The sequence below is a fragment of the Herpetosiphonaceae bacterium genome, from assembly GCA_036374795.1.
Taxonomy (GTDB): domain Bacteria; phylum Chloroflexota; class Chloroflexia; order Chloroflexales; family Kallotenuaceae; genus LB3-1.
The window spans coordinates 12,866-36,946 of the sequence record DASUTC010000182.1; the positions used below are offsets into that span (position 1 = coordinate 12,866).

Genomic DNA, 24,081 nt, shown 5'->3' on the forward strand with positions numbered 1-24,081 from the left:
GACGACAGAGCGATCAAAGGTATACAGGCAGTTCCACCGCGTGAACGATAGCACGCCAGCGCTGCTGTTTCAACCTACCAAGGTCGAAGCTCGTAGATCGTCGCGCGACCAGATCCGGCTGGTCATGGCCGGAGGATGCTACACTAGCAGGGTGCTGTTTCAGCGATTAAACATCAGAGTAAGGAACACACCTATGTCGATCGCCGATCTGCGTCGAGAGTATAGCCAGCACGGGCTGCGCAAAAGCGAGGTTGCCGCCGATCCGTTCGCCCAGTTTCAGATCTGGTTCGATCAAGCGCTGCGCGCTCAAGTGCCGGAGCCCAACGCGATGACTCTGGCAACTGCCACGCCCGATGGCATCCCCTCGGCGCGCGTCGTCCTGCTGAAAGAGTTCGACGCGCGCGGCTTCGTCTTCTACACCAACTATCTCAGCCGCAAAGGCGACGAGCTTGAGGCTAATCCCCGCGCGGCGCTGGTTTTTTTCTGGCCGGAGATGGAGCGGCAGGTGCGGATCGAAGGGCGCGTCGAGCGGGTGACGGAGCAAGAAGCCGATGCGTATTTCGCCAGCCGTCCGGAGGGCAGCCGTCTGGGCGCGTGGGCCTCGCCGCAGAGCCAGGTGATCGCCGGACGCGACGTGCTCGATCAACGGCTGGCAGAGGTGGCGGCGGCTCACGCTGGCGCGGCTGTTCCCCGGCCCGCGCACTGGGGCGGCTACCGCGTGGTGCCCACGACGATCGAGTTCTGGCAGGGCCGTCCCAGCCGCCTGCATGATCGCATACGCTACCGGCTGAGCGCCGATCAGACGTGGCTCATCGAGCGCTTAGCGCCCTAGCTCAGGCCCGGCCCTCTTGAAAATTCGGACGCAAGGAGTATGCTGGATTCATATCGCTGGCATGTTGAGAAAGGGGACAGCTATGCTTCAGCGTCCGATCCGCGTTGTGATGTACGGTCTGGGCCAGATTGGCACCGGCATCGCCCGGTTGATTCTGCAACAGCCACACCTGGAGCTGGTCGGCGGCATCGAGCGCGATCCGATCAAAGTCGGCAGCGACCTGGGCGAACTCCTGGGCGCTTCACAGCCGCTTGGCGTGCGCGTTCGATCGCATCCGGCCCAGGTGCTCCGTCAGGCCCGGCCCGATGTCGTCGTGATCGCTACGGCCTCGTTTCTTCAGGAGGTCTTTCCGCAGATTCGCGATTGCCTGGAAGTCGGCGCGCGGGTCATCTCGACCTGCGAGGAGCTGGTCTATCCGGCGGCGACGCATCGCGAGGTGGCGCAGGACATCGACGAGGCGGCCACGCGCGCTGGAGTACCCGTGCTTGGCATCGGCAGTAATCCCGGCTTTGTGATGGACATGCTGCCGATCCTGCTGACCGCGCCAAGCATCGATATTCAGCAGATCCATGTCGAGCGCGCGATCGACGCCAGCACCCGCCGCGTCACGCTCCAGCAGCGCATCGGCGCGGGCCTCGATCCACTGGCCTTCCGCGACTGGCTTCACCAGCGCACCACGCCGCATGTCGGGCTGGTCCACTCGCTGCGGATGATCGCCGACGCGCTGGGCTGGCGGCTCGATCGGATCGTCGAGCACGCCGAGCCGATTATCGCCGAAACCTGGCTGCGCACGCCGTATGTCACCGTCGCCCCCGGACAGGTCGCGGGCATTCATCAGTCGGCGCGCGGCTTTATGGCGCGGCGCGAGGTCCTGAATCTTGATTGGCGCACAGCAATCGGCCTGACCGACACGTACGATGCGGTCAAAATCGCGGGCACGCCGCCGATCGACATGCTGATTCGGGGCGGCATCCACGGCGACTTGGCGACCGCTGCGCTAATGGTACGGGCCATCCCCCACATGACGATGCTGCGGCCTGGCCTGCGCACGGTGCTCGATCTACCCGTGCTGCACTACGCGCAGCCGCCCGAACGACAGCCTGAGACGCGCGGAGCCCCGCCCTCAACCGCGCTGCCCACCGCCGAGCGGACAGCATAAAGCGGGGCGGAGAATAAAGGAACAAAGCGGGTGCCCTTTGGACGAAGGAGCAAAAGGCGAGTTCAACGTTCAAGGTTCGATCAACTCGAACCTTGAAACTTGAAAATTGAAGCTCGAAACGTGGAGGCGCGATGCGACGATCGAAAGCGCCGGAGGAGCTGACGCTGATCTTCGACGGCTCGTGAGGATTTTGAACGCGATCGGTCCGTCTCGTGCAGACGCTCGATCGCCATCACCGCGTGACGGTGATCCCATTTCAACAATCCGGCATACACCAGCGGGCCGGGCTGACCCGCGCGCAGTGCGAGGCGGCGGCGTGGGCGATTACGCCGGGCGGCGCGCGCTATCGTGGGGCCAGTGCGATCAACGCGACGCTAGCCGCAGCGCTGGGAACGCGCCTGCCGCTGTGGCTCTACCGCCTGCCTGGTATTCGACAGCTTCAAGACGGCGTGTACGACTGGGTAGCGAAAAACCGCAGCCGTCTGCCGGGCGATCGGCCATACTGCGAGCAGCATCCTGAGCAGTGCCGCTGACGAGGCCGCTCCACGGGCGGTGTGCCGCACAACGATGTGTACACACCGCAATCCCTGGAAGCGCAAAGGCATGTGGCTACTCGTGCGTGGTGTATGGGTGGTGCCGCACCAGGCTGTAGAAGATCCCCAGACAGATGCCGAACGCGATGTTCTGGGCGATCACCGGGGCCATACCGTAATCCGTCACAACCGGGTTGACCAATGGGATGATAAAATAGGCGATGAAGAAGATGATCAAGCCGTAGATCAGGCCAATCAGCGCGGGCAGGCCAAAGTCGGTCGTCATGTGCAGCATGCGGTGGGTGACGATGCCGAAGATCGCGCCGAGCACGATCGAGATCGCAAAGTGAATGATCGTTCCAGTCAGCACCGGGCCGACCTCGAAGCCGGGCGTGCTCATAACCGACGGCCCGTACACCGTCGCGGCGATGATCTTGGGCGGCTCCCAGACGCTAATGCCGGTCAGCAACGACAGGATCGGCGAGATCAGCACCATGACAGCGCCTGCAAGAAACCCGGCCACAGCGCCACCTAAACCGACGACATCGGGTACCGACCACCGACGTGTACCTGGGTACTTGCGGGCAGAGCTTTGCATAGCCATCCTCCTTGTCCACTACGAACGCTTCCAGCATCCCTGTTGTGTTACATAGTACTCCAATTTGCGCGTGTCTACCATCCTTGTACGATCTTACCCCTGGTTACGAATCTCGCACGCGGATGGATGGCAGGCGCGCAGCCGATAGGCGCTACTGGCATGTTTGTTGCTCGCCTCGTTCATGTAAGCCAGCAAGAGTCTTACCTGAAGGGGGAGCGCCATGACAGAGCATGATCGCAAGCAGACCGACGAGCAAGTCTACCAGCAGAGCAAAAATAAATCCGACGAGCTGCCGCAGGACCCCACGCCTGAGTACGACGAGGCGGTCGAAGAATCGTTTCCGGCCAGCGATCCGCCATCGACGACCGCCAGCGTTCCCGATGCGCCGACGACAGGCACGGATCGCTCCTAGAACGCACCCGACGCCAGCGTTTGGAGCCGATCCACGATCATCATGCAGCCGTGGATCGGCTTCTGTCAGTCCGCTGCCGGTCGATCTTGCAAAAATCCCTCAAAATTCGTCCGATTCCCCTCTTGACTCTCGGCAGACGATATGTTATGCTCTCGAAAGACTTTACAACACCGTCAACGTATCTACAGCTCAGGTGAATCACTATGTTAGTCGCAACCAAACAATCGTGGCATCTCGAATCGTCCAGGCAGCGGGCATACGCCATGTACTGCCCACGTGGTACGATGCGTTGCCCGATGAGCGATAATCCAAATAGATGGTTGCGACCGCATATACGCGCCTAGTTCCACGGATACGCAGTATATACCGGTCGCTCCCACGGGGCGACCGGTATTCTTTTCCCGGTCACAACCATCACGCTCCATGATCGATCACCGGATCGATCGCGCAGGATGTTTGCGCTGTAAAGTGTAAACTTTTATTCGGGCTGGTTTCAAACTCACGGCGTGGTGTACGAAACCGGCGGATCGGAAACGACGAGGTGCTGGCTGGAGATCCTTCGACCGTCAATCGAAGGGGAGCAATCCCCGACTTCAGCTTCTTTCCCTCGTCGGCTAGCTCTGGGGGAGTGGCCGAGTGGTCAAAGGCGATAGACATACCTCTACACCCTTTCCTCGGATCGAGGTGACGTGGGGGTTCCTTCGGGATCTATTGGCGTATGCTCTCGTGGCTTCGCCCTGAGGGCACCCGCTCACCTCCCCCACCAACAGCGACGGCCCTGGCTGGCCGGGCACGCAGCGGGACAAGTTGAAGCGCTAAGAGCGGTACGGTCGAGCCAGCGTCACACGGTCCTGTCGCAGGCGAAAACGCCGCCGCGTGCCACCGCTGTCTTTTGTGGCTGCCATCGGCAGCGTTCGTATATGGTGAGGTGCTGGCTGGCGTTCCTTCGCCACCATTAGCCCCGAGTCGCGGCAACGACTCCACCCGCTCGCGGGTGTGTGGGCGGCGTCAGCCTCCATTCCCTCCCCGGTCGTTGGCGAGACGAGGTGCCTGCTGGGGTTCCTTCGATTGGCTCATCCAGGTTCGACTCCTGGGGCGGCGGCAACGTCGTCCAGCCCCGGCGACGATTCCCTCGTCTTCAATCGGATGCAAGGAGATCGCTGTCACGCGGATCTGAAGGGCTGATGCGGCCTTGGGGGAGTAGCTCAACTGGTAGAGCAGCGTGCTTCTACGCCATTTCCTCGGTTCGAGGTGTAGTAGGAGATACTTCGACTTTTAATCGGCAGGTTGCGAGTTCGAGTCTCGCCTCCCCCACCACTATGCATCAGCGGCGGGATGTAGCTCAGCGGTAGAGCGGCTGTTTCATACGCAGCAGGCCAGTGGTTCGATTCCACCCATCCCGACAACGACGGGGAAGTAGCTCAGCGGTAGAGCGGCAGGTGGGGCAGCAACGCCCGCCAGAGACTTCCGCGCCATTCCCTCGCTGCGAGGTAACTGTGGGAGTTCCTTCGTTTCTCACGCGGCAGGTCGCGAGTTCGCCCAGAGGGCACCCGCCCGCCTTCCCCGATCTCTGGCTGTTGGTCTTTTTCTTCAAAGGAGGTGCCGCATGACCAACATCGTCCGTCGGCTATTCGGATCGCGCCCTGCTGGCTATGAGCAGGCGACCGGGGTGAACCATGAGGGCTTTCCCAGCTTCACCCGCACGCTGGAAGAGCAGTACCTGCAAGTGCTGCTCACCAACACGCTCGGCCACACGTTCTACGCATCAGTGGGCGACAACTACACGCAGGCGCAGGATGTCCACCAGCGCATGCTGGCGAGCGATCCTGCCTTCGCCGCCCGCGCCATCGTCTATGCGCGCGAGCAGGGCACGATGCGGCTCCAGCCGATCATCGGGCTGGTATACCTCTCGCTGGTCGACCGGACGCTGTTTCGTGCGATCTTCCCGCGTGTGATTCAAACACCCGGCGATCTGCTCGACTTCGTGCAGATCGTGCGCAGCAAGCAGATTCGCGCCGGGCTGGGCCGGACGATCAAGGACGAGGTCAACCGCTGGCTGAACGGCATCGGCGAGTACCACGTGATCAAGTACGGCTCCGACGCGGGAGCCAAGCTTTCGCTGCGCGACGTGCTGCGCCTGACGCATCCGCAGCCGTGCGACGAGCAGCACGACGCGCTCTTTCTGTATCTGACCGACCGACAGAAGTGGCGCGATACGTACGGCGAGCGCATCGCCGAGATCGTGCCGCAGATCCACGCGCTGGAGGTCTTGAAGCGCACCGAGGACGCGACGGAGATTCGCGCCTTGATCGAGCGGGGCCGCCTGCCGTACGAGGTTGTCACCGGCGCGATCAAGCCCGACAAGGAAACCTGGGTCTTTCTGATGCGGCAGATGCCCTACTTCGCCCTGCTGCGCCACCTGAACACGCTTCAGCGGGCGGGCGTGCTGGCCGACGCCGAGATCGCCGGGTACGTCGCCGGGCGGCTGGCGAACGCCGACGCGCTGCGCAAGGCAAAGGTCCTGCCCTTCCGGCTGCACGCGGCCTGGGTCGCATTCGAGCCGAGCAACGCCGAGGAGCAGCGGGTCAAGGCGGCGCTGGAGCAGGCGCTGGAGCTGGCATTCGTCAATCTGCCGAAGCTGCCGGGCGTGGTGGCGATTGCGCCGGACGTGTCGGGATCGATGAGCGGCTCGATCCACCATCCGTCGAAGGTGCGCTACATCGACGTGGCCGCGATCTTCGCGGGCGCGATGCTCAAGGCCAGCCGCGACGCGCTGGTGCTGCCCTTCGAGACGGGCGTGGTCAAGGTCGATCTCAAGCCGACGCTGCCGCTGATGCAGATCGTCGCCACGCTGGCCTCGATCGGCGGGGGCGGGACAGCAGTTTCGGCACCGATCTCGATGCTGCACAAGCAGCGCACGGCGGTCGACGTGTTCATCGGCATCACCGACAACGTCGAGTGGGCGCACGACTCCTACGGCGGCGAGGGCTTCCTGCCGACGTGGCGACGCTACCGCAAGGAGGTCGCGCCACAGGCGCAGGCATTCCTGATCACGATCGCGCCCTACCCGCAGGCGGTCGCGCCGCCCGATGAGCCGGGTGTTCACTACGTGTACGGCTGGGCCGATCATGTGCCGACCTACATCGCGCAGACCCTGGCGGGCTACGCCGGACAGGTCGAGGCGGTGCGGCAGGTGCAGCTATGAGCGGCACGAACATCGGCTACTATTGATTGGACCGGAGCGTTTGCGCGAGCGCTCCGGTTTTTGTTTGCCTGCGTCGTGGACCACGAACACCAGAACAACGAACAACCGGAGAACCAGGCACCAAGCACCAGGGAAAACTCAGCACTCGAAACTTGAAACGAAACGATCGCCAACCTGCCGCTCAATTTGGTATTATTGCATCTACGCGATGCGCTCGATGATCGACCGCGTTCTTCGTGCCGACTCGATTAACTAGAGGAAACCGCCTTGATGCGACAAACGACATCGCCGTGGGGGCAGCTCAGCGCCGCTGCGGTCCATCTGTACACCGCCAGTGGAGCCGTGCTGGCCTTCCTGATCGTGCTGGCCGCGTTTCAGGGCAACACCGTGCAGGCTTTGTGGCTCGGCCTGATCGCGCTGATCATCGACAGCACCGACGGCACGCTGGCGCGCCGGTTTCGGGTGAGCGAGACGCTGCCCTGGTTCGATGGCCGCCGCCTCGACGATATTGTCGATTATCTAACGTACGTCTTCGCGCCGGTGCTGCTGCTGTGGAGCGGCGAATATCTGCCGCAAGGCAACGCGGGCATGATCCTGGCGGCGCTTCCGCTGCTCGCATCGAGCTACCAATTTTGCCGCGTGGACGCCAAAACCGACGATCATTTTTTCTTAGGCTTTCCGAGCTACTGGAACGTCGTCGCGTTCTACACGATCGTGCTCGATCTCACGCCCACGACCGTCAGCATCATCATGATCGTCTGCTCGCTGCTGGTCTTCGTGCCGATCCGCTACGTCTATCCGTCGCGAACGGCGGCATTTCGGCGGCTTACGCTGGCGCTCACCGGGCTATGGCTGCTCTGCTACGCCTGGATACTCCCGCAGCTACCTACGCCAAGCCCGATCCTGAGCGATTTCTCGCTGCTGTACCTTGTGTACTACCTGGGTCTGAGCCTGTATCTCACGTTCAAGCCCTGGACGATCAAGAACAGATCGCGGGCGGCGTAAGCTCGTACGCTTTCATATAAACCGATTCATAGCTTTCACTCAAGACCAGCCGCGCGGCTGGTCTTTGTGATGGAGCGAATGTTGCCTAAGACTCAAACAGCGATTGGATCGCGGCGACAAGCCGGGGCATCTGCGCGGCAAACGTCGGATCGTCGGCGCTGGCATCAACCGTGATGACCGGCGAGCGATCGAGCCGGCGCAGCCACGCCTGGCAGAGGAAGTCAAGCGTCGCCAGATCGCCGACGGCGGCAATCTCCAGCGTGCGCCCCCGCCGACGGTGCCGCTCGATCACCACATCCAGCGGCGCGGTCAGGTAGATCACCAGATCGGGCGGCGGCAGCGTATGGCGGAGCAGCCCGTGCATCCGCTGGCAGAGCTGAAACTCGTCCGCGCTCAAGTAGCCTTGCTGATAGAAGAAGCGGGTGAAGATATAAAAATCCTCGTCCAGGCCGCCGTCCTGCATGCCCACCCCTGTGCGCTGCCGGATCGCAGCCTCTTGCTCGGCGCGCAGCAGCAGGTAGTCAATCTGGTTGGCAAGCGCGTACCGGGTACGGTCGACGGCAAATAGCTGCTGGAACGGACGGGATGCGTGCTGCTCTAGGCCATGCATCAGCGGCAGCGCCCCACAAAGCTGCTCCGTGAGCGTCGTCTTGCCAACTCCGGCGTTACCGACCACAGTCACCAGTTTTCCCACATGGGCCTTCCTGAAGGATAGAGCGCGGCTGCAAGCATATCATCCGGCGGTCGTCGCGGCGTTGAGAAACTCCTGAAGCCAGCCCGGCACCACCTCGGCATACTCGGTCTTGAACGGCTCATCCAGACCTGACACCACGCGATACCACGTCAGCGCGCGGCAGAGCATCGCCAGCGGCTGCGCCAGCTCGAACGCACCTAAGAGATCCTCGCGCGACCCGTAGCGCGTCCACGGCTCAAGGTAGATCTCGCGCAGCCGCAGCAGCTCAGGCCCGTGAGCGTCCAGCTTCAGCCGGTAGCCGATGCTTCGCAGCATGACCATCGGCGTAAAGAACGGATGGGACACACAGCTCTCGGCCCAGTCGGCAAAGACCAGGCGCTCGTCGCGCACAAAGATATTGGCGTCGTGAAAATCGTCGTGGTGCAAGGTTTCGGGGATGCCGTAGCTCGCCAGCGCCCCGCACATGGCGGGCAATCGCAGCGCGAGATCGCGTAGCCGCCGGTACTCGTCTGAGGTCAGGCCATCGGGCTGATCGACGCGCAGCGCGGCGGTGTCGGAGAGCAGCCGCTCGTACTGCGCGGGCAGCGTCGTGAGCCGCCGATCCAGCGTGCCCAGCGAGAGCAGCTTGCCGCAGCGGGCGGACATCTCGATCTGCACCTCGGCGTAGACCGGCAGCAGCCGATGCCAGCGCCAGAGATCCTCCGGCGACTCGATCAGGCTGCGCAGCGTCGCGCCTGCATCGGGCAGCAGCAGCCAGCCGCGCTCGACATCGATCGCCACAGGCTGCACCATACAGTCGGGCCGCCAGCGGGCCAGCGCCCCGGTCAGCGCGGCCTCATGCGACAGCGCGGGCATCACCGCCTTGCCGTAGAGATCGCCTGCGCTGGTCGGCACCCGCAGCACGGTTGACCAGGGCCGAACATGCGGCTGCTCGATCGGGCCATGCACCAGTATGTGGCGGCGCTCAAGCTCGGCCAGAATCCAGGCACGCATCTGCGCAAGCCAGCCGGGCTGCGTCCAGAGCAGCGAAGATATTGGCTCGGTCATCATGACTCCTTTGTTGCGAGGCGATACAGCAGCCAGGTAGCATATCAGACCGAGCGAGGCAAGATCCGCCAGCGAGCGCAGCAACCGTTACCCATCCGGCGCGCCGACATCGCCCAGCTGGCGCGCATAGCCGGGATCTTTACGCGCCGCGATTACCCGATCGTACACCTGCTCGTAGCTATCGGCCATCGTCTTTGAGGTGAAGCGCAGCGCCTCGGCCCGGCACAGCCGCCGATCGAGTGTTGCCACCCTGCGAACCGCCGCCACCATCTCATCGAGCGAGTCACAAATGAAACCGCTGACGCCATTGCGCAAGATCTCAGGCACCGACCCGTGCCGCAAAGCAATCACGGGCGTGCCGCAAGCCATCGATTCGATCAGCACCAGGCCAAACGGCTCCGGCCAGGCGAGGGGAAAAAGCGTGGCGTACGCGCCGCCGAGCAGATCAGCCTTGGCCTGCTCGCCGATCTCGCCGAGATACTCGACATCATTCGCCGCGAACAACGGCGCGATCTCGACTGTCCAGTACTGGTGATCGACCGGATCGACCTTAGCGGCGACTTTGAGCGGCATGCCGACGCGCCGCGCGATCTCGACGGCCCAGTCTGGCCGCTTCTCAGGGCAGATGCGGCCCACGAATACCAGATAATCGCCCGGCCTGGGCTGGAAGGTGAAGCGATCGAGCGGAATGCCGTTGGGCACGCATCCAACCCAGTTGAGCGGCAGCTCACGCAGCGGCGCGCGCTGCGCCATGCTGATCGAAACAAGCGGAAGATGAGGATAGCAGCGCAAAATCGGCGGCAGGATCGACAGATCGAGGCGTCCATGCAGCGTGGTAACGGTCGGCGTCGGGACCAGCCGCGCAAAGGGAAAGGCAAAATGATCGACATGCGAGTGAATGATGTCAAAATCATCCGCGCGGCGATACACATGGCTCAGCATCGAGAGATGAAGATACGGCGATAGATTGAGCATCTCGTCGCGCGTCAGGTGGCGGCGCAGCGAATGTGGCGTCGTGGGGTGTAGCATCGCGCTGGTGTCGGAGTCGCCGCTCGCAAAGAGCGTTACCTCGTGGCCGCGCTTGACCAGCTCTTCACACAAATTCCAAACAACTCGCTCAGTACCACCGTAGTGCGTGGGTGGCACGGACTCATACATCGGCGCGATTTGTGCAATGCGCATGTGCGGCTCCTCTTGCCCGGCGTACAGGACGGTTACAACGCTTGCTCGTAAAACTGTTGCCAGGGCCGTTGCAGCTGGGGCAACTGCTCACACTTGGTTTCGAGATCGGCGGCGAAACGCATGACATCTTCGTCGGCTGGATGGAGCGCCAGCGCCCGCAGATCGGCGATCATCTCGCCGAGCAGCAGGCTCATGTGCTCGCGCCCCACGAACCCGCCCGCCTGCTCAAGATAGACGACGACCGCGCCGAGGTAGCGGTGCAGAGCACGCCTCAACGACTCTGTAGCCTGCGCGGAGCGGCCAGGCGACGGCGGCTGGATCAAGGCCCGAAGCTGCACGCCGCGCGCGGCAATCTGCTCGCTCACAGCATCGACCGCGCCTCGCTGGTCGGGGTGTTTTTGCAAGTTTTGCAGCTCATCGATCACGCGCCGCAGATCGTCATTCACCTGCTCAACCTGCTCGCCGCTACACGCGCCCAAACAGAGAATATAGGCATCCACGTACTGGTCGATACGTTTCAGCAGGTCGGTGTACGTTGTGATCATGCGGAATCTCCTTCTCGATGGCGCCACGTCGCGCATCTGGCTGCGATGTCGCAAAACGCGATGATCATCCTCAGGCCGCGAGGACCGCCGATTGAATGCAGATGGATGAAGGCCAGGCCGACAGCAGCTTTCCAGCGGCAGCCACAGCTCTGCCTACGCAGCGACATGGCTGCTTACAAAGCAAGCAGCGTCAGATAAAGCAAAAGCACCTGTGCTCGATGGAGTGATCGATTGCGCTACGTGAATACGGCAGATCGTGACAAGCTAACCCATCTGTTCCAGCAAGATTCGTAGCACGAAGCGCGTGCGGCATGGTGTGGGACGCAGGTAATCTGCGGGGGAGTGCGATAGGGGGGTGAAGGACGGGGGTGGGCCGTGAAACCATCCGGCACATCAATCTCATGGCGATCGACTTCCTCCTGTGCCGCCTCCCAGCATAGCGCCAGAGACGTTAGGTAGAGCGCGCGGTAGCTCCAAAAGGAATCGCTCAACACGGCAGTGCGCGTTGTTCAAACATCGTCATTGATGTGTCCACACCCCAACGGTGGATGTACTCACTAGTCTACCATATGCGTCAATGCTCGATCAGGAGCGGCCTCGCGCTATGTCGCGCACTCTTTCCCGGCGACATGCAGCCCCGACGTGCTCACCATGTTGCTCATCGCCGCCTGGAGCGCGGCGTGCCACTCATCGCGCTGAGCCGTCGTCAGCTTGCCCTCGGAAACCCACTGCATCAGCGTCCTGTCGGCCTGCGCCAGCGCATCCCTGGCGACATCCGCCCCGGATTTGCCCCTGGTGGCGACGATCGCGGAGAGCGTTTTGCACGACTCGAGCTGTGCCCGAATATCGACGCGCCGCATCCCGCTGACGCGCACCGCCGCCGAGATCATCATCACATGCAGCTCATGGAGGCCCGGAAACGCGGGCTGCAACCCCGGCTGATCGATCTGGAGCCGAGCCGCCTGTTTGAACCAAGCCGCGCGGGCATTGGCAACGCTCTGCGGCAGACGTCCGCTATCCACCGCTCGTCTCAGCGCCCGATCCACCCCGGCATCGAAGCGCGCGAGGACATCCGCCGCGCTCTTGCCAGCCGTCAGCGCGATCTGCTCGATGCTCTTGCCCGCCTCAAGCTGCGCGCGGACCTGGCGAGGCTTCTGCGCCGTGACAGCGGCGGTCGCCGTGATCAGACCTTGCCGCACGACAGGATCGCCGTGTGGTCGTGCCTCACGAGCGTGCTGCCCGCCGTGGTGCTGAGATTCGCCCGGCTTTTGACGCTGCGCAGTAGCCGACGGCACCGCCCATATCGCGCTGAGCACGAGCACCAGCGCGAGCAAGCTTTGTCCGATCCGTTTCATCGCTATAGCCTCCAGGTTGTTTCTGCATCGATAGGTCCGAGCGGCGGCAGAGCCAGCGCCGTGAAGCGCAATCAGCGATCTGCTCTGCAAACTATTATAGCTGATTCGCCGCTGCCTTCGTGAGCGCGGCGCGATGTTGATGGATCGGTGCCACGCTCCACGCATGGTTGGCGACCAGAGATCCAGTACAATCTACACAGGCAGCACATGGCGCGAATCTTGGAACAATTCTGCCCGTCGTCGTTGAACATCAGGAGGTAGACACCATGCCCAAACTTCAGGTCGATGGATACGGCACGTTTGATGTCGCAGACGGTACGCGGCTCGTCCGAGCGATCGAGGAAAACGGCGTCGATATTCTGCATCGCTGCGGCGGCTACGCCAAATGCACCACCTGTCGCGTCCAGTTCGTCAGCGGAGAGCCGGATCGTATGACTCAGGCCGAGCAGGACAAGCTGGCGGAGAAGAGCCTGCTGGGACAGGCGCGTCTCTCGTGTCAGATCGTCTGCGACCACGATATGCAACTCCGCCCGCTGATGACGCTCCATGAGAGCGGCCTCCCCGATCCCGGCCCGCAGCCGGAGGCGCAGATCACCCCGCCGCCTGAGTGGACCAGCAAGCCGCAGGAGCCGACCTCCTTCGCGTAAAGCAGAGGGAACCGATCACCGAGGAGCGGAGACACGATCACACCCGCGAGCTATCTCGCTCGCGGGTGTGATGATCAGGACCGGCGCGCTGAGCGACTCAGCCTGCTTGCAGCGCTCGAATCACAGCCCGCGCGTGCGTCGCCATATGCTGCGCGTGCTCAGGGTCGATCGAGATGCCGGACTGAGCGTTTACCTCGTAGATGAACGAGTTGAGCAGACCGATCACCGCCTGGGACTGGCCCTGCGCCTCGGCAATCAGCGCGGCATCCAGCTTCGCCAGCAGGCTTTTTGCCACTCCGGCATTCGTGATCGCGCCCATCTCGACCGCGTGATGCACACAGTGGTGCAGCGACGCAACCGTAGGCGTCATCTCACAGTCGGACATCGTCATCGCGGCGGCGGGCCGCGCCACCAGCAGGCCCAGCGCGAGCGCGAGCACCAGCCAAACAGTCATCCGTTCCATATCATTCCTCCACATTCCGATCCTAACGTTCACGCGCTGAACGCTCCTCTGGAGCGCGCCGCCAGCCGATCACTCAGCAGCCAGACCAGCACGCCGCCGGTCAGCGCCCCAACAACGGTGCCCATCAGCAGCCCGCCGACCAGACCCGCGCTGCTCATCAGCAGCGCGGATGCATCGTCCGGCAGCAGCGAGAGCGCGACAACCGGAACGGCAACGCCGACGGGCCACGCAATCGCATTTGCCAGCACCCACCAGCCAGCGCGCGCGACATGCTGGCGTAGAACAAACCACTGTGCCCCGCCGATCGAGGTCACGAATGCCAGCGCCAGCACCACGCCGCCGACGATCCGCACCGGCAGCGCAACCTCCATCAGGCCACTAACACTGCTCGGCAGCAGCGCGAGGCTCCAGGCAAACGCCGCGGCCAGCGCCGTCGCGATCACCCAATCGCGGCGCTCCAGCTCCGGGATGAACCGGTGAAACGCCCACCATTGCGCCAGCGCCAGCACCGCGCCCTCGCCAGCGCCAGCGATCACCAGCGGCAGATAGCGCGCCTGATCGGTCAAGCCGATCACCGCTGCCAGCACGCCGACCATCGCCGGAATAGCAAATCCAAGCAGCTCGCCGAACGTCATCGCCACAACCCAGCGCACCCAGAGCGCCCGCCCCGGATGCGGCTGTGCTACCTGTCTGGAACCTGCGTACATCTTGCCCTCGCCGCTCGCTGATCACCCTGGCCTGGTCACTCGACCGCATATCCTTCGTCGAAGACGCGACCCAGCCCGTCATCACATCTTAATGGTTAGCTGCCAGCATACAGCGATGGCAGCCGCTCCATGTAAATATCTGCACATAAGCGGTGAAGATGTCACCACGTTGCAGCGCCGATCCCCGCCGTGGTGAGCCTGTTCCACCGCGCCGACCGAGCGCGAACTATGCTGATCGGTGGCGATCGTGTTGAGGTAAGCGATAGCCGACGATCACCTCGATGCGCCCGGCGGTCGGTTGGGGCGCGCCCTGGGAGTGGGCCTGAATGACGATCCTCGTCGGCGTGAACGTGATGATGAGCCGGCCACGCCAGCAGCGGCAGCCCGCGCATGCGTGAGATCCACCGCCGGAGTTACCACATTAACACGATACGTGCGCCGATCTTTACGCCACGACCCGCGCTCAGGTTGTAGCCTGAATCAGGCAGGAAACGCCACCCTGATTCCCTGTGGCGCAATCGACGTGTGGCGATCGACTCGTCCTGCACGGACGATCGCCTGAGCTGAACAAGGAGGTTCAGTATGGCAATCCCACGTTGGGAGCCATTCCGCGACCTGATCACCTTACGCGACTCGATCGACCGGATGTTCGAGGAGGCGTTTGTTCGTGTGCGCGGCAACGGCGATGGGTTCTTCATGCTGCGCGAAACCCCGGCGCTGGACATCTACGAAACCGATAAGGAGATCAAGGTTGAGATCCCGCTGTCGGGGATCAAGCCCGAAGATGTGGAGGTCACGCTTACGGGCACTACGCTGATGATCAAAGGCGAAACCAGGGCCAGGGAGGAGGTCAAGGAGGACAGGTACTACCGGCGCGAAGTGCGTTACGGCGCGTTTACCCGCTCGGTGGTGCTGCCCGAAGTGGCCGACATCGAGAAGCCCGAAGCGACCTTTGCCGACGGCGTGCTGGTGGTTACGTTCCCGAAGGTTGTTGCGGTCGAGCCGAAGCGCCTTGAGATCAAGCAGCCGGAGAAGGAGCAAGAGGCGGTTCTTGGCTGACGTGGTTGCCGTCCGCAGCCCGACGCTGAGGCGTCAACGGAGCCGTAGCGCGGGGGAGATCGCATGTGCTGTTGTCGCCTGTGATCTCCCCCGCCATGTTAAACGCCCCAAGGAGGATCTATGAAACGTTTATCTGCGAGCCAAGCCCTGGGCGGCGCTGCCCTGGTCGGCGGCGCTGTGCTCTCAGGCTATCTGCTGGCACGGCCCCGGCTGCACCGCTGGGGGGCGACCGACGAGGAAGTGAGCCGCGTGATGCCCGGCGACGACCTGATCGCCGATCCGAGCCTCAGCCTGACCGTCGCGATCACGATCGACGCTCCCGCCGATGCGATCTGGCCCTGGCTGGTGCAGCTAGGCAAGGGACGCGGCGGCTGGTACAGCTATGCGTGGCTCGAAAACCTGATGGGCCTCGATATTCAGAACACCGATCGGATTCTGCCCGAATTTCAGCGCTTGCAGCCCGGCGATGTGATCCCGACCGGCGGCCCAGATATTCCGGTGCTGGCGGTCGAGCCGAGCAGGCTGCTGCTGCTTGGCGGCGCGGACTACGCCACGATTGCGATCGGGCTGTATCCGCTCGACGAGGGCCATACCCGGCTGGTGTATCGCAATCGGGCACGGCTGCCGCTCACGCCGGGCGGTGTCTTCTGGCGGCTGGTGCTCGATCCCGGCATCTTGATCATGAGCCGCAAGATGCTGCTGACGATCAAAGAGCGCGTCGAGCGCGCTGCGGTGCGTACGGCAGCGCAGCCTGAGAGCCGTCCCTCGCCACTGCTGCGGCTGATCAACCGGGGCGTGGCGAAGCTGGCGACGGCAGGACTCACACCGCCCGACACGGTCGCGCTGCACGTTCCCGGTCGGCTGTCCGGCAAGCTACGCTCCGTCGCTGTGACGCTGGCCGAGCATGAGGGCGAGTGGTACGTCGTCTCGCTGGGCGGCGAGACAGATTGGGTACGTAACGTCCGCGCGGCTGGCGGCAGCGCCACGCTCTGCCACGGCATGCAGCGTCAGGTGCGGCTGGAGGAAGTGCCCGTCGCAGAGCGAGCGCCGATGTTGCAGGCGTATCTCGGCAAACGTGCCCTCACCAAATCGCCGGAGCGAGTCGCGCGCACGTACTTTGGCCTTGGGCCGCATCCCTCGATCGAAGCGCTTGAAACGATCGCCGATCGCTACCCGGTCTTCAAGCTCGTCAGCGGCGGCACGCTGATCGATCAATACCTGCCCCGCTTCGATGTGGCCGACGTGTTCCAGATCGTCGTGGCGGCAGCCCCGGAGGAGACATACGCCGCGCTGCGCTCGCTCGATCTGATGGAGGTCGCGCAGCACTCCGCGATCGTCCAGACGCTCAGCACGATCCGTCTGCTGCCGGAGCGGATACTGGCGCGATTCCACCATGCCGAAGCGCCAGCCGCGCCCCAGCCGACCTACAGGATTGCCGATCTTGGAGCCGAGGGCGAGTGGGTTCGTATCGACGAGCGCGAGGGAGCGGAGTTTGTGTTTGGCGCGATCGGACGCTTCTGGAAGTCCGACGCGGGCTTTGAGCGCATCGCCGCCGCCGACTTCGCCGACTTCGCTCGACCGGGCTACGCCAAAGTAGCGGTCGGCTTCACGGTGCAGCCCTACGGCATCGGCGGTACGCTGCTCACCGCCGAGATGCGCACCGCGACCACCGACGCGGCGGCGCGCAGGCGCTTCCTGCGCTACTGGCGCGTGGTCGGCCCCGGCGCGAGCTTCATCATGCGCCAGATCGTGGAGGTGATCAAAGCCAACGCCGAGCGGCGGCACATCGGACACGTCGAGGAGATCGACGATCAGCAGCTTGAGCAGGCGCTAGGAGCGTAGTGCAGAATCAAAGGATCAGGCGTCGGGGGGTCAGGCGTCGGGAGTTTCGAGTTCCAGGTTTCGAGCTTCAGGCCCTCACCCCCGGCCCCGTGCACAGGCGGGATTCCGCCGTCGCGGCCTGCGTCACAGGCGAGAGGGCGGAAATGGTGATTGGTTCTCGCTGGTTCTTTTGTTCGTTTGGCTCTTGGTGTCGGCCACGTTGTTCTTTGTGCATCAGGCGCCTACCACGCTTCAAACGAATGCGGCAGCAGGCCGGAGCGCTCGGCTTCGGGTGGCGCGTGGAAGCCCGCCTCGTATAGCGGTATGGTGATGGCGAACGTACTGCCCTGGCCCTCCTCGCTGGCGACGGACACCTCACCGCCGTGATGGGTCACAATCTCCCTGACGACAGCAAGCCCCAGCCCAAGGCCGTCGATCTGGAGCTTATCCGCGTTGGGCGCGCGAAAGAAGCGCTCAAAGAGGTATGGGATCGCCGCCTGCGGAATGCCGATGCCCTGGTCCGTCACGGCGATCGAAGCCTCCAGGCCCCGGCGGGCAAGCCGCACACCGATTGGGCCACCGCCTGGGCTATACTTCACCGCGTTGACGAGCAGATTCTGGAGCACCTGCTCCAGACGGATCGCGTCGGCATATACGATCAGCGGATCGTCCAGCACCTCAACGCCGAACGTATGCTGCTTATTCGTCGCCTGTACTTCAGCCACCAGCCGCCGGATGAGCGCGGCAAGATCGATCGGCGCGCGAACCAGATTAAGCCGTCCGCTTTCGACGCGAGAAATATCAAGCAGCGTGTCAATCATCTGCGTCATCCGGACGGTCTGGTCGCGGATACGCTGCGCAATCTGGTGATCGCGCTCTTGCGCCTCGCTCATGCGCGTGATGCGCCGTTGCAGGTGCTCGATCGAGCCGAGCAGCGTGGTCAGCGGGTTTTTCAGCTCATGCGCGGCGATCGATAGAAACTGCTCGCGCGCGCGCATGCCATCCTGCGCCTCTTTGTAGCGCCGCGCGTTCAGCAGCGCCACCGCCGCGTGATCGGCAAACGCCTGCGCGACAGCCAGATCAGCATCCGTATAATGCCGCCCGCCGCGCACGGTTCCCAGCGACAGCGCGCCCAGAAGCTGATCCTGGGCGATCAGCGGCACAACCATGCCTGAGGTCGGGCCGAGCTCACGTAAGATCCGCAAATGCTCGGCATCATGAGCCGTGGCCTGAAGATGCCTATCGGTGATCTCGTAGTGTAGCTCCGGCTGCCGGGTACGCAGCACCTTCGCCACAGGATGATCCAGCGCGTCGGGGTCGGGCGGATAGCGCAGCTCCTCTTTGAGCAGGCGTGCCTCGGCTGGATTGGCATGAACCGTAGCGACGCGGCACACGCGGCCCGCAGTGGTCAAGAGATCAACCAGGCAGGAGTCGGCGAGCGCAGGGATCGCCAACCGCGTGATCATCGTGAGCGTTGTCTCGTAATCCAACGAGGCAGCAAGCTGCAAGGCGGCATCATGCAAAAAAGGATACGCCGCATTATCGAGAAGCGCCGTATGGATCGTCTCGAACTCCGGCGGCTGGTGGCCGAGCGGTTGCAACTCAGTACCAAGTTTCGTATCGACCTGTAGTTTTTTCTTTTTCATGAGTAGCATCTTCTTGCTATCGGGCGATAACACTGCGTAGAAAGCACATCAATACATTGCCCGCTCACGATCGGCCCGGATCTTGAATCATAGAGAGAGGCCGTTTCCAGCGCTGGCGATGCCGTCACGGTTGCCTCATGCGCTCGTGTACGCGCAGCATCACCAGGGCGAGATTATCGTAGCGCCGTAGGAAAGCCCACCATGTTAAAAGTTGACGATCGCGCTGCTAATACCTGATGAAAACATGTGAAGATCAATGTGGACGGCTAAGCCACGCCCGTTCCACCGGTGGATCGCGCTCGATCCGGGCGGTATCGGTATCAGGAAAGGCGGGGCTGTATCTCGGAAGTCCGGTACAATCGCTGACCATTGCCTTGTATCCTCACCTCTGCCTTAGCCGAGCGACGACAGAGGGGTGTGCTGCTAGGAACGAAGGCAGGCACAGCGGGGACCGTTCTTCATATCCGTATTCGATGTTCCTACGTAGTGTACCACGATGTCAGCCTGCTGCGGCAGCCGGTGGCGTAGTACCGAGGTACACTTTTTGAGCAAAAAAATGTACGAATAAGAGACGAATCGCGTCGTCGTGTGGCAGACTGTGATGGCGTAATCCCGCTCAGCGTGACAACCGGCTGGCTGCTCCACGCATGACCTTGATCTTGACAGATCTGTTATACTCAATTTTGACGGTAGCATCCGTAGAACGATCGGGATCACCGATCTCGTCTGGTTGTCGCGCATCTCGCCTGTGTTCTGCGCTTATTTCCGGCGAGGCTCCTGCCTCCATCGTCACGCGCATCGTGCGTACCTTGGTATGAAGCTACCCGTCGCCCTATGCAAACAACATCATCGTTCTGGGCCTACACAGCGGCGCCCTTAGCATCGGGTCGACCCTGAGCGCACGCTGCGTGTGTCAAGCGTGTGAGCCTGGTCGCGCCGCGCATCGGTTTCGATCGAGTGTCTCTGCGCCCCTGTTCGCCTGCCGCATCGGGCCAGTTGTCTGCCGTGCCTCGGACAACGCGCCGATCAAACGGAGATAGGCGAGATTTTCAAGCCGTGGGAGAAGTCTATAGCCTGATACATATCTGAGAATGCCAGTTATGCTACTGATCGCTGCATTGAGCGCGAAGCTTGCGCTCAACCTTCGTGAATGGATCTCCATACCAGGTAGCAGCTTCATACCCAGGGGCCATAGCGGCCTGCTGTCGTGTGCGATAACGTGCCAGCCCTGTGTGTTGCCGTACTCCATCCAAACACATACATCAAGCTACAGTCCTCATTCGTCCAGGTCTACCTTGCAAGGACATTCGTATGCGTAAGCTTCGCAGCCTGCTGGCGCTGCTGATCGTCGCCAGCCTGATCGTCTCTTTCGTACCGACCTCCAGTTTCGCAACGGCGAGCGCGCCGAAAACAGCCCCCAACAAGTGCAAATCGAAGCGAGGTTTCTGCAAAGATACTACCGAGCAGGCTGTGACGACGGCCAGCGCAGCCAGCACGATCTTTAACGATCGGCTGGTGATCGCCACCGACACCGAGGGCTGGTTTGTCATCGGCGCATTTCCCGATCGTACCACCGGCGACGCCACGCCCAGCAGTTGGGATTTGAGCTACCGCTGGCCCGACGCAGGCAGCACGTCGCACACCACGATCCGCATCGACGGCAGCGACCATGTCTACGGGCTGACCGGCACGCAGCGTGAGGCGCCGACGAAGGTCGATGCCCGTACCAATCGGAGCGCGTGGCAGATCGGCGACATCGAGGTGACGCAAACGCTCCAGATCGGCCAGAACAGCCACACCGGGCAGAAAGACGCCGCGATCATCGCCTACACGCTGCGCAACACCGGCAGCAGCGCGCACGACGTCGGCACGCGCGTGATGATCGATACCGAGATCAACCAGAGCGACGGATTCCCATTCCGCGTGCCGGGCGTCGGAGCGATCACCAAGGAAACGGAATTTTCCGGCGCTGCTGTTCCCGATACATTCCTCGCCTCCGCAAGCGCGATCGATAGCACCTACGTCACCGCCAGCACGCTGAAGAGCGGCGGCGCGACCACGCCCGACCGCCTGGTGCTTGCCAACTGGTCCAACCTCAGCTCCACGCCCTACGACTACACGATCGATCCCGCCGTCTCGCTCACCGACGACAGCGCCTATGCGCTCTACTGGAATCCCAAGCCGCTCGGCGCGGGCGAGACGCGCACCTATGTCACGCTGTATGGCCTGGGCCAGGCGACGATCAATCAGACCGCGCCGCTGGCGCTGAGCGTGCGCGGCCCGGCGGCGCTTGGCCGCACCTGGAGCGGCTACTCGCCCAACCCCTTCGATATTGTCGCCACCGTCGTCAACACCGGCACGACCACCGTCGTCGGCGCGCAGCTCGCGCTCAATCTTCCGCCTGAGCTACAGCTCGCGGCAGGCTCGGCCACGCAAACGATCGGCAGCCTCACGGCGGGGCAGGAGCGGCAGGTCGTGTGGCAGGTGCGCGCGCCGCTGCGCGATACCCAGACAACGCCCTCGTACTCCGTGGTGGCGAGCGGCACCGGCGTTGCGGCCAAGACCGTCACACGGTCGATCAGCCTGCCCGACATCGATGCGACGCGCCGGGGGCCGTTCGCCGTCGATAGCCGCGAGTATCGGTACGATACCAAAACCTACACCGACATCCTCAGCGATCGACCGACCGAGATCTGGGGACGCACCTACTGGCCGCGCGACCTGTCGAAGGGACCGTATCCGCTGGTCGTCTTCCTGCACGGCAATCACAACACCTGCGGACAATACATCACCGCGCCGGACGGCACGCGGGTACGAGTTGATAATAACAGCGACTACACCACCAGCGGCACCTGCCCCGCAAGCCATGTCGTCACGCCCAACCACGAGGGCTATGCCTACCTGGGCGAGCAGCTCGCCTCCTGGGGCTACATCGTCGTCTCGATCAACGCCAACCGGGCCGTTACCGGCGGCAGCAATGGCACCTCGCCGAGCGATGCGTACGGCTATGATCATGGCTTCATTCGCGCGCGCGGACGGCTCGTGCTCAAGCATCTTCAGCTCTGGCATCAATGGAACACGACCGGCACTGCGGATGCGTCGTTCGGCACCTTCAAGACGGGCTACACCAGCTTCAGCGGCAGCCTCTTCAAAGGCAAGGTCGATCTCGGCAACGTCGGGCTGATGGGCCACTCGCGTGGCGGCCAGGGCGTGCGCTCCGCCTACGATCAGCATCGCAAATCGGGCAGCCCCTGGCCCGCAAAGATTGCGCCGCTTGCGATCAAAGGCATCTTCGAGATTGCGCCGACCGACTTCAACTCGCATATGCACGCTGCCCTCGCCGCGCCATTCGAGGCCAGCGGCACCGCCTGGACCGTGCTGCTACCGATGTGCGACGGCGATGTGATCGACCTTCAGGGCGTCGAGCCCTTCGACCGGGTGCTGCTCAACACGGGCGAGACTCCGCCGACGCTCAAAGGCGTCTATACCGTCTGGGGCACGAACCATAATTTTTACAACACCGAGTGGCAGATCTCGGACTCGGATGGCTGCGTGGGCCGGGCCAGCGGCAACACCGAGCTCTTCACCCAGTATCCGGGCTCGGCGAGCCAGCGCCAGACAGGGCTGGCCGGTCTGCTGGCCTTCTTCCGCGCCAACGTCGGCATCGATCCCGCTCCGGCGTTCAACCTGAACTTCAACCCGCTGGCATCGCCGCCGCCGGTAGTGACAGGCGTGACGCGCATCGATCGCAGCCTGAGCATCTCGCCCAACGCCTCGATCTCCTCGGTTCTCGAAAGCTTCGACAAGAGCGCTGGCACGAACTCCGCCGGTGTTCCGAACGATAGCGCGAACATCACGATCACGCATGGCACGATCGCGTCAGTCGTGGGCACCGATGGCAGAACCTACAACCATCACGATCCAACGCAGCGAGTCGGCAGCATCTCCTGGGCCAGCGCGGGCGGCGGAAACTTCTTCCAGACCAACTGGCGCGCTGCCGGGACTGGCCGCGACATCAGCGATCATGTCACGCTCGATTTCCGCATCGCGCGTCAGATCAGCGCGCTCAACGCCAGCGCTCCCAGCAACTTCTCGATCCGTCTGGCACACGCCGACGGCACGCTCTCCGATCCGGTTCTGCTAAGCGCCTATGCCGATCTGCGCGGCCCCGTCGGCGGATGCAGCAGCGCGCCCGCCTGTGTCGAGCACCCGATGCTCCAGATGGCTCGCATTCCGCTCAAGGACTTTGCCAACGCCAAGCTGACCCAGGTGCGCGGCGTGCGCTTCACCTTCGATCAAAGTGCCAGCGGCGCGATCCATGTCGCGAACATGCTCTTCGCGCGCCAGTTCGAGCCGACGGCGTTCCCGCGCCAGTTCGTCACCCAGGGAGCCACGCCGTTTAGCGTCGAGAGCGAGGCTGCGGCTACCACGCGCACGCCGCAGCCCGATGTAGAGATCGAGCTGACCAGCCCGAACGGCTTCCCGGTGCGCAACGCCATGCCGGTCCTGCGCATCGGTGAGCATGAGTTCATCATGAGCCGCTACAAAGACGGCAGCGGCAGGACGCTGATCTTCGGCCTGAGCGCCGCCGAGTTCGCTGCCGTAGCCGACGGCGATCCAGTGACGCTGCTCTACGGGCCGTACGCGGGCACCCAGGAGTGGCTCTTCGGGCGGCTGGACAAGCGCAATCTCAAGCTGTACGAGCAACTGCTGCCGACGCAGCAATCGGCGCGCGATCTGCTGGCCGCGCTGCGGACCCAGGCGACCACGCCCCAGGAGCAGGCGCAGCTCGACGCCGCGCTCCAGCGCCTGGATCGCACGCTCGATCCCGCTCTGTGGCGCGATACCACACATCTCCAGCCCGGCGGCGCTGATCGGCTCTTCGACGAGGCACAGCAGGCCGTCGCCAGCCTGCAACAGGTGCTGCAAGCCAGAGGCTCGATCCCGGCGGCGGTGATGCGCAACTACATCCGCACGCGCGTCCTGCACGTGCTGCGCGGCCTGGCGGTCGTCGCGATCGACGAGGCGGCGGCCAGCGGACGGCAGACGCTCGACCAGGCGCGGGCGGCGCTGGATCGCGGCGATAGCGCCGTGCTGGGTAGCCAGTTCGTCAGCGCGGTCCAGCACTATCGGGCCGCCTGGCAGCATGCCAGCCGCGCAACGCCCTAATC

General features: G+C 63.3%; 18 protein-coding genes, 3 tRNA genes and 1 pseudogene. 13 read left to right on the forward strand and 9 right to left on the reverse strand.

From position 1 onward, the window contains the following. Window positions 1–193: 193 nt before the first annotated feature. The 3 genes and pseudogenes from pdxH to VFZ66_13145 all read left to right on the forward strand — a co-directional run bounded on the left by pdxH (window position 194) and on the right by VFZ66_13145 (window position 2,524). On the forward strand, window positions 194–832 hold the full coding sequence (gene pdxH / locus VFZ66_13135) for a pyridoxamine 5'-phosphate oxidase (GenBank protein ID HEX6290135.1): 639 nt from the start codon (window positions 194–196) through the stop codon (window positions 830–832). Window positions 833–914: 82 nt separating this feature from the next. Beyond that, window positions 915–1,991, forward strand: a complete 1,077-nt coding sequence (locus tag VFZ66_13140) for a Gfo/Idh/MocA family oxidoreductase (protein ID HEX6290136.1) — start codon at window positions 915–917, stop codon at window positions 1,989–1,991. A 209-nt stretch (window positions 1,992–2,200) separates the two neighbouring features. Further along, window positions 2,201–2,524: pseudogene (locus tag VFZ66_13145) on the forward strand (DCC1-like thiol-disulfide oxidoreductase family protein). Window positions 2,525–2,600: 76 nt separating this feature from the next. Here the strand turns inward: VFZ66_13145 and VFZ66_13150 are convergent. Then, window positions 2,601–3,122 carry a hypothetical protein gene (locus VFZ66_13150; protein ID HEX6290137.1) on the reverse strand — a complete coding sequence of 174 codons (522 nt, stop codon included), beginning with the start codon at window positions 3,120–3,122 and terminating at the stop codon, window positions 2,601–2,603. Between the two features lie 220 nt (window positions 3,123–3,342). Here VFZ66_13150 and VFZ66_13155 point away from each other — a divergent pair, with 220 nt between their 5' ends. The 6 genes from VFZ66_13155 (at window position 3,343) to VFZ66_13180 (ending at window position 7,744) form a co-directional block, all read left to right on the forward strand. After that, on the forward strand, window positions 3,343–3,534 hold the full coding sequence (locus VFZ66_13155; protein ID HEX6290138.1) for a hypothetical protein: 192 nt from the start codon (window positions 3,343–3,345) through the stop codon (window positions 3,532–3,534). A gap of 622 nt (window positions 3,535–4,156) precedes the next feature. Further along, a tRNA-OTHER gene (locus tag VFZ66_13160) sits at window positions 4,157–4,300 on the forward strand. A 428-nt stretch (window positions 4,301–4,728) separates the two neighbouring features. Beyond that, window positions 4,729–4,851 (forward strand) — tRNA-OTHER (locus VFZ66_13165). 14 nt (window positions 4,852–4,865) lie between these two features. Further along, a tRNA-Met gene (locus VFZ66_13170) sits at window positions 4,866–4,937 on the forward strand. Between the two features lie 203 nt (window positions 4,938–5,140). Then, window positions 5,141–6,739 (forward strand): TROVE domain-containing protein, encoded by a 1,599-nt coding sequence (locus tag VFZ66_13175; protein ID HEX6290139.1) that lies wholly within the window; start codon window positions 5,141–5,143, stop codon window positions 6,737–6,739. A gap of 270 nt (window positions 6,740–7,009) precedes the next feature. Beyond that, window positions 7,010–7,744 carry a CDP-alcohol phosphatidyltransferase family protein gene (locus tag VFZ66_13180; GenBank protein HEX6290140.1) on the forward strand — a complete coding sequence of 245 codons (735 nt, stop codon included), beginning with the start codon at window positions 7,010–7,012 and terminating at the stop codon, window positions 7,742–7,744. 85 nt (window positions 7,745–7,829) lie between these two features. Here VFZ66_13180 and VFZ66_13185 read toward each other — a convergent pair whose 3' ends face one another. From VFZ66_13185 to VFZ66_13205, 5 genes are all read right to left on the reverse strand, one after another. Next, a complete protein-coding gene (locus tag VFZ66_13185; GenBank protein HEX6290141.1) occupies window positions 7,830–8,438 on the reverse strand; it encodes a deoxynucleoside kinase in 609 nt (202 codons plus the stop codon). Between the two features lie 39 nt (window positions 8,439–8,477). Continuing rightward, complete coding sequence (locus VFZ66_13190; protein ID HEX6290142.1) at window positions 8,478–9,485, reverse strand: hypothetical protein; 1,008 nt, start codon at window positions 9,483–9,485, stop codon at window positions 8,478–8,480. Between the two features lie 87 nt (window positions 9,486–9,572). After that, window positions 9,573–10,667: a glycosyltransferase family 4 protein gene (locus tag VFZ66_13195; protein ID HEX6290143.1), complete on the reverse strand. Its 1,095-nt coding sequence runs from the start codon at window positions 10,665–10,667 to the stop codon at window positions 9,573–9,575. Window positions 10,668–10,699: 32 nt separating this feature from the next. Next, entirely contained in the window at window positions 10,700–11,212 is a 513-nt protein-coding gene (locus VFZ66_13200; protein HEX6290144.1) for a hypothetical protein, read from the reverse strand. A gap of 602 nt (window positions 11,213–11,814) precedes the next feature. Then, window positions 11,815–12,567 carry a hypothetical protein gene (locus VFZ66_13205; GenBank protein HEX6290145.1) on the reverse strand — a complete coding sequence of 251 codons (753 nt, stop codon included), beginning with the start codon at window positions 12,565–12,567 and terminating at the stop codon, window positions 11,815–11,817. A gap of 266 nt (window positions 12,568–12,833) precedes the next feature. Here VFZ66_13205 and VFZ66_13210 point away from each other — a divergent pair, with 266 nt between their 5' ends. Further along, window positions 12,834–13,214 carry a 2Fe-2S iron-sulfur cluster-binding protein gene (locus VFZ66_13210; GenBank protein HEX6290146.1) on the forward strand — a complete coding sequence of 127 codons (381 nt, stop codon included), beginning with the start codon at window positions 12,834–12,836 and terminating at the stop codon, window positions 13,212–13,214. Between the two features lie 97 nt (window positions 13,215–13,311). Here VFZ66_13210 and VFZ66_13215 read toward each other — a convergent pair whose 3' ends face one another. Then, window positions 13,312–13,677 carry a hypothetical protein gene (locus tag VFZ66_13215; GenBank protein HEX6290147.1) on the reverse strand — a complete coding sequence of 122 codons (366 nt, stop codon included), beginning with the start codon at window positions 13,675–13,677 and terminating at the stop codon, window positions 13,312–13,314. A 29-nt stretch (window positions 13,678–13,706) separates the two neighbouring features. Beyond that, window positions 13,707–14,384, reverse strand: coding sequence for a hypothetical protein (locus VFZ66_13220; protein HEX6290148.1), 678 nt, complete (start codon window positions 14,382–14,384; stop codon window positions 13,707–13,709). Between the two features lie 582 nt (window positions 14,385–14,966). Between VFZ66_13220 and VFZ66_13225 the strand changes: the two genes are divergently transcribed. Beyond that, a complete protein-coding gene (locus tag VFZ66_13225; GenBank protein HEX6290149.1) occupies window positions 14,967–15,443 on the forward strand; it encodes an Hsp20/alpha crystallin family protein in 477 nt (158 codons plus the stop codon). A 120-nt stretch (window positions 15,444–15,563) separates the two neighbouring features. Beyond that, window positions 15,564–17,285, forward strand: coding sequence for a hypothetical protein (locus tag VFZ66_13230; GenBank protein HEX6290150.1), 1,722 nt, complete (start codon window positions 15,564–15,566; stop codon window positions 17,283–17,285). 221 nt (window positions 17,286–17,506) lie between these two features. Here VFZ66_13230 and VFZ66_13235 read toward each other — a convergent pair whose 3' ends face one another. Beyond that, window positions 17,507–18,910: a GAF domain-containing sensor histidine kinase gene (locus VFZ66_13235; protein ID HEX6290151.1), complete on the reverse strand. Its 1,404-nt coding sequence runs from the start codon at window positions 18,908–18,910 to the stop codon at window positions 17,507–17,509. A 1,311-nt stretch (window positions 18,911–20,221) separates the two neighbouring features. On the opposite strand from VFZ66_13235, the gene VFZ66_13240 reads away from it, so the two are divergent. After that, complete coding sequence (locus VFZ66_13240; protein HEX6290152.1) at window positions 20,222–24,079, forward strand: hypothetical protein; 3,858 nt, start codon at window positions 20,222–20,224, stop codon at window positions 24,077–24,079. Window positions 24,080–24,081: the final 2 nt, after the last annotated feature.

Bases quoted from the DNA above. Each gene is read 5' to 3' on its own strand.
- VFZ66_13220 (HEX6290148.1), bottom strand. From the start codon at position 14,384: ATGTACGCAGGTTCCAGACAGGTAGCACAGCCGCATCCGGGGCGGGCG.
- VFZ66_13205 (HEX6290145.1), bottom strand. From the start codon at position 12,567: ATGAAACGGATCGGACAAAGCTTGCTCGCGCTGGTGCTCGTGCTCAGC.
- VFZ66_13215 (HEX6290147.1), bottom strand. From the start codon at position 13,677: ATGGAACGGATGACTGTTTGGCTGGTGCTCGCGCTCGCGCTGGGCCTG.
- VFZ66_13140 (HEX6290136.1), top strand. From the start codon at position 915: ATGCTTCAGCGTCCGATCCGCGTTGTGATGTACGGTCTGGGCCAGATT.
- VFZ66_13180 (HEX6290140.1), top strand. From the start codon at position 7,010: ATGCGACAAACGACATCGCCGTGGGGGCAGCTCAGCGCCGCTGCGGTC.
- VFZ66_13230 (HEX6290150.1), top strand. From the start codon at position 15,564: ATGAAACGTTTATCTGCGAGCCAAGCCCTGGGCGGCGCTGCCCTGGTC.
- VFZ66_13240 (HEX6290152.1), top strand. From the start codon at position 20,222: ATGCGTAAGCTTCGCAGCCTGCTGGCGCTGCTGATCGTCGCCAGCCTG.
- VFZ66_13150 (HEX6290137.1), bottom strand. From the start codon at position 3,122: ATGCAAAGCTCTGCCCGCAAGTACCCAGGTACACGTCGGTGGTCGGTA.
- VFZ66_13195 (HEX6290143.1), bottom strand. From the start codon at position 10,667: ATGCGCATTGCACAAATCGCGCCGATGTATGAGTCCGTGCCACCCACG.
- VFZ66_13155 (HEX6290138.1), top strand. From the start codon at position 3,343: ATGACAGAGCATGATCGCAAGCAGACCGACGAGCAAGTCTACCAGCAG.
- VFZ66_13190 (HEX6290142.1), bottom strand. From the start codon at position 9,485: ATGACCGAGCCAATATCTTCGCTGCTCTGGACGCAGCCCGGCTGGCTT.
- VFZ66_13175 (HEX6290139.1), top strand. From the start codon at position 5,141: ATGACCAACATCGTCCGTCGGCTATTCGGATCGCGCCCTGCTGGCTAT.
- VFZ66_13225 (HEX6290149.1), top strand. From the start codon at position 14,967: ATGGCAATCCCACGTTGGGAGCCATTCCGCGACCTGATCACCTTACGC.
- VFZ66_13235 (HEX6290151.1), bottom strand. From the start codon at position 18,910: ATGAAAAAGAAAAAACTACAGGTCGATACGAAACTTGGTACTGAGTTG.
- pdxH (HEX6290135.1), top strand. From the start codon at position 194: ATGTCGATCGCCGATCTGCGTCGAGAGTATAGCCAGCACGGGCTGCGC.
- VFZ66_13210 (HEX6290146.1), top strand. From the start codon at position 12,834: ATGCCCAAACTTCAGGTCGATGGATACGGCACGTTTGATGTCGCAGAC.
- VFZ66_13200 (HEX6290144.1), bottom strand. From the start codon at position 11,212: ATGATCACAACGTACACCGACCTGCTGAAACGTATCGACCAGTACGTG.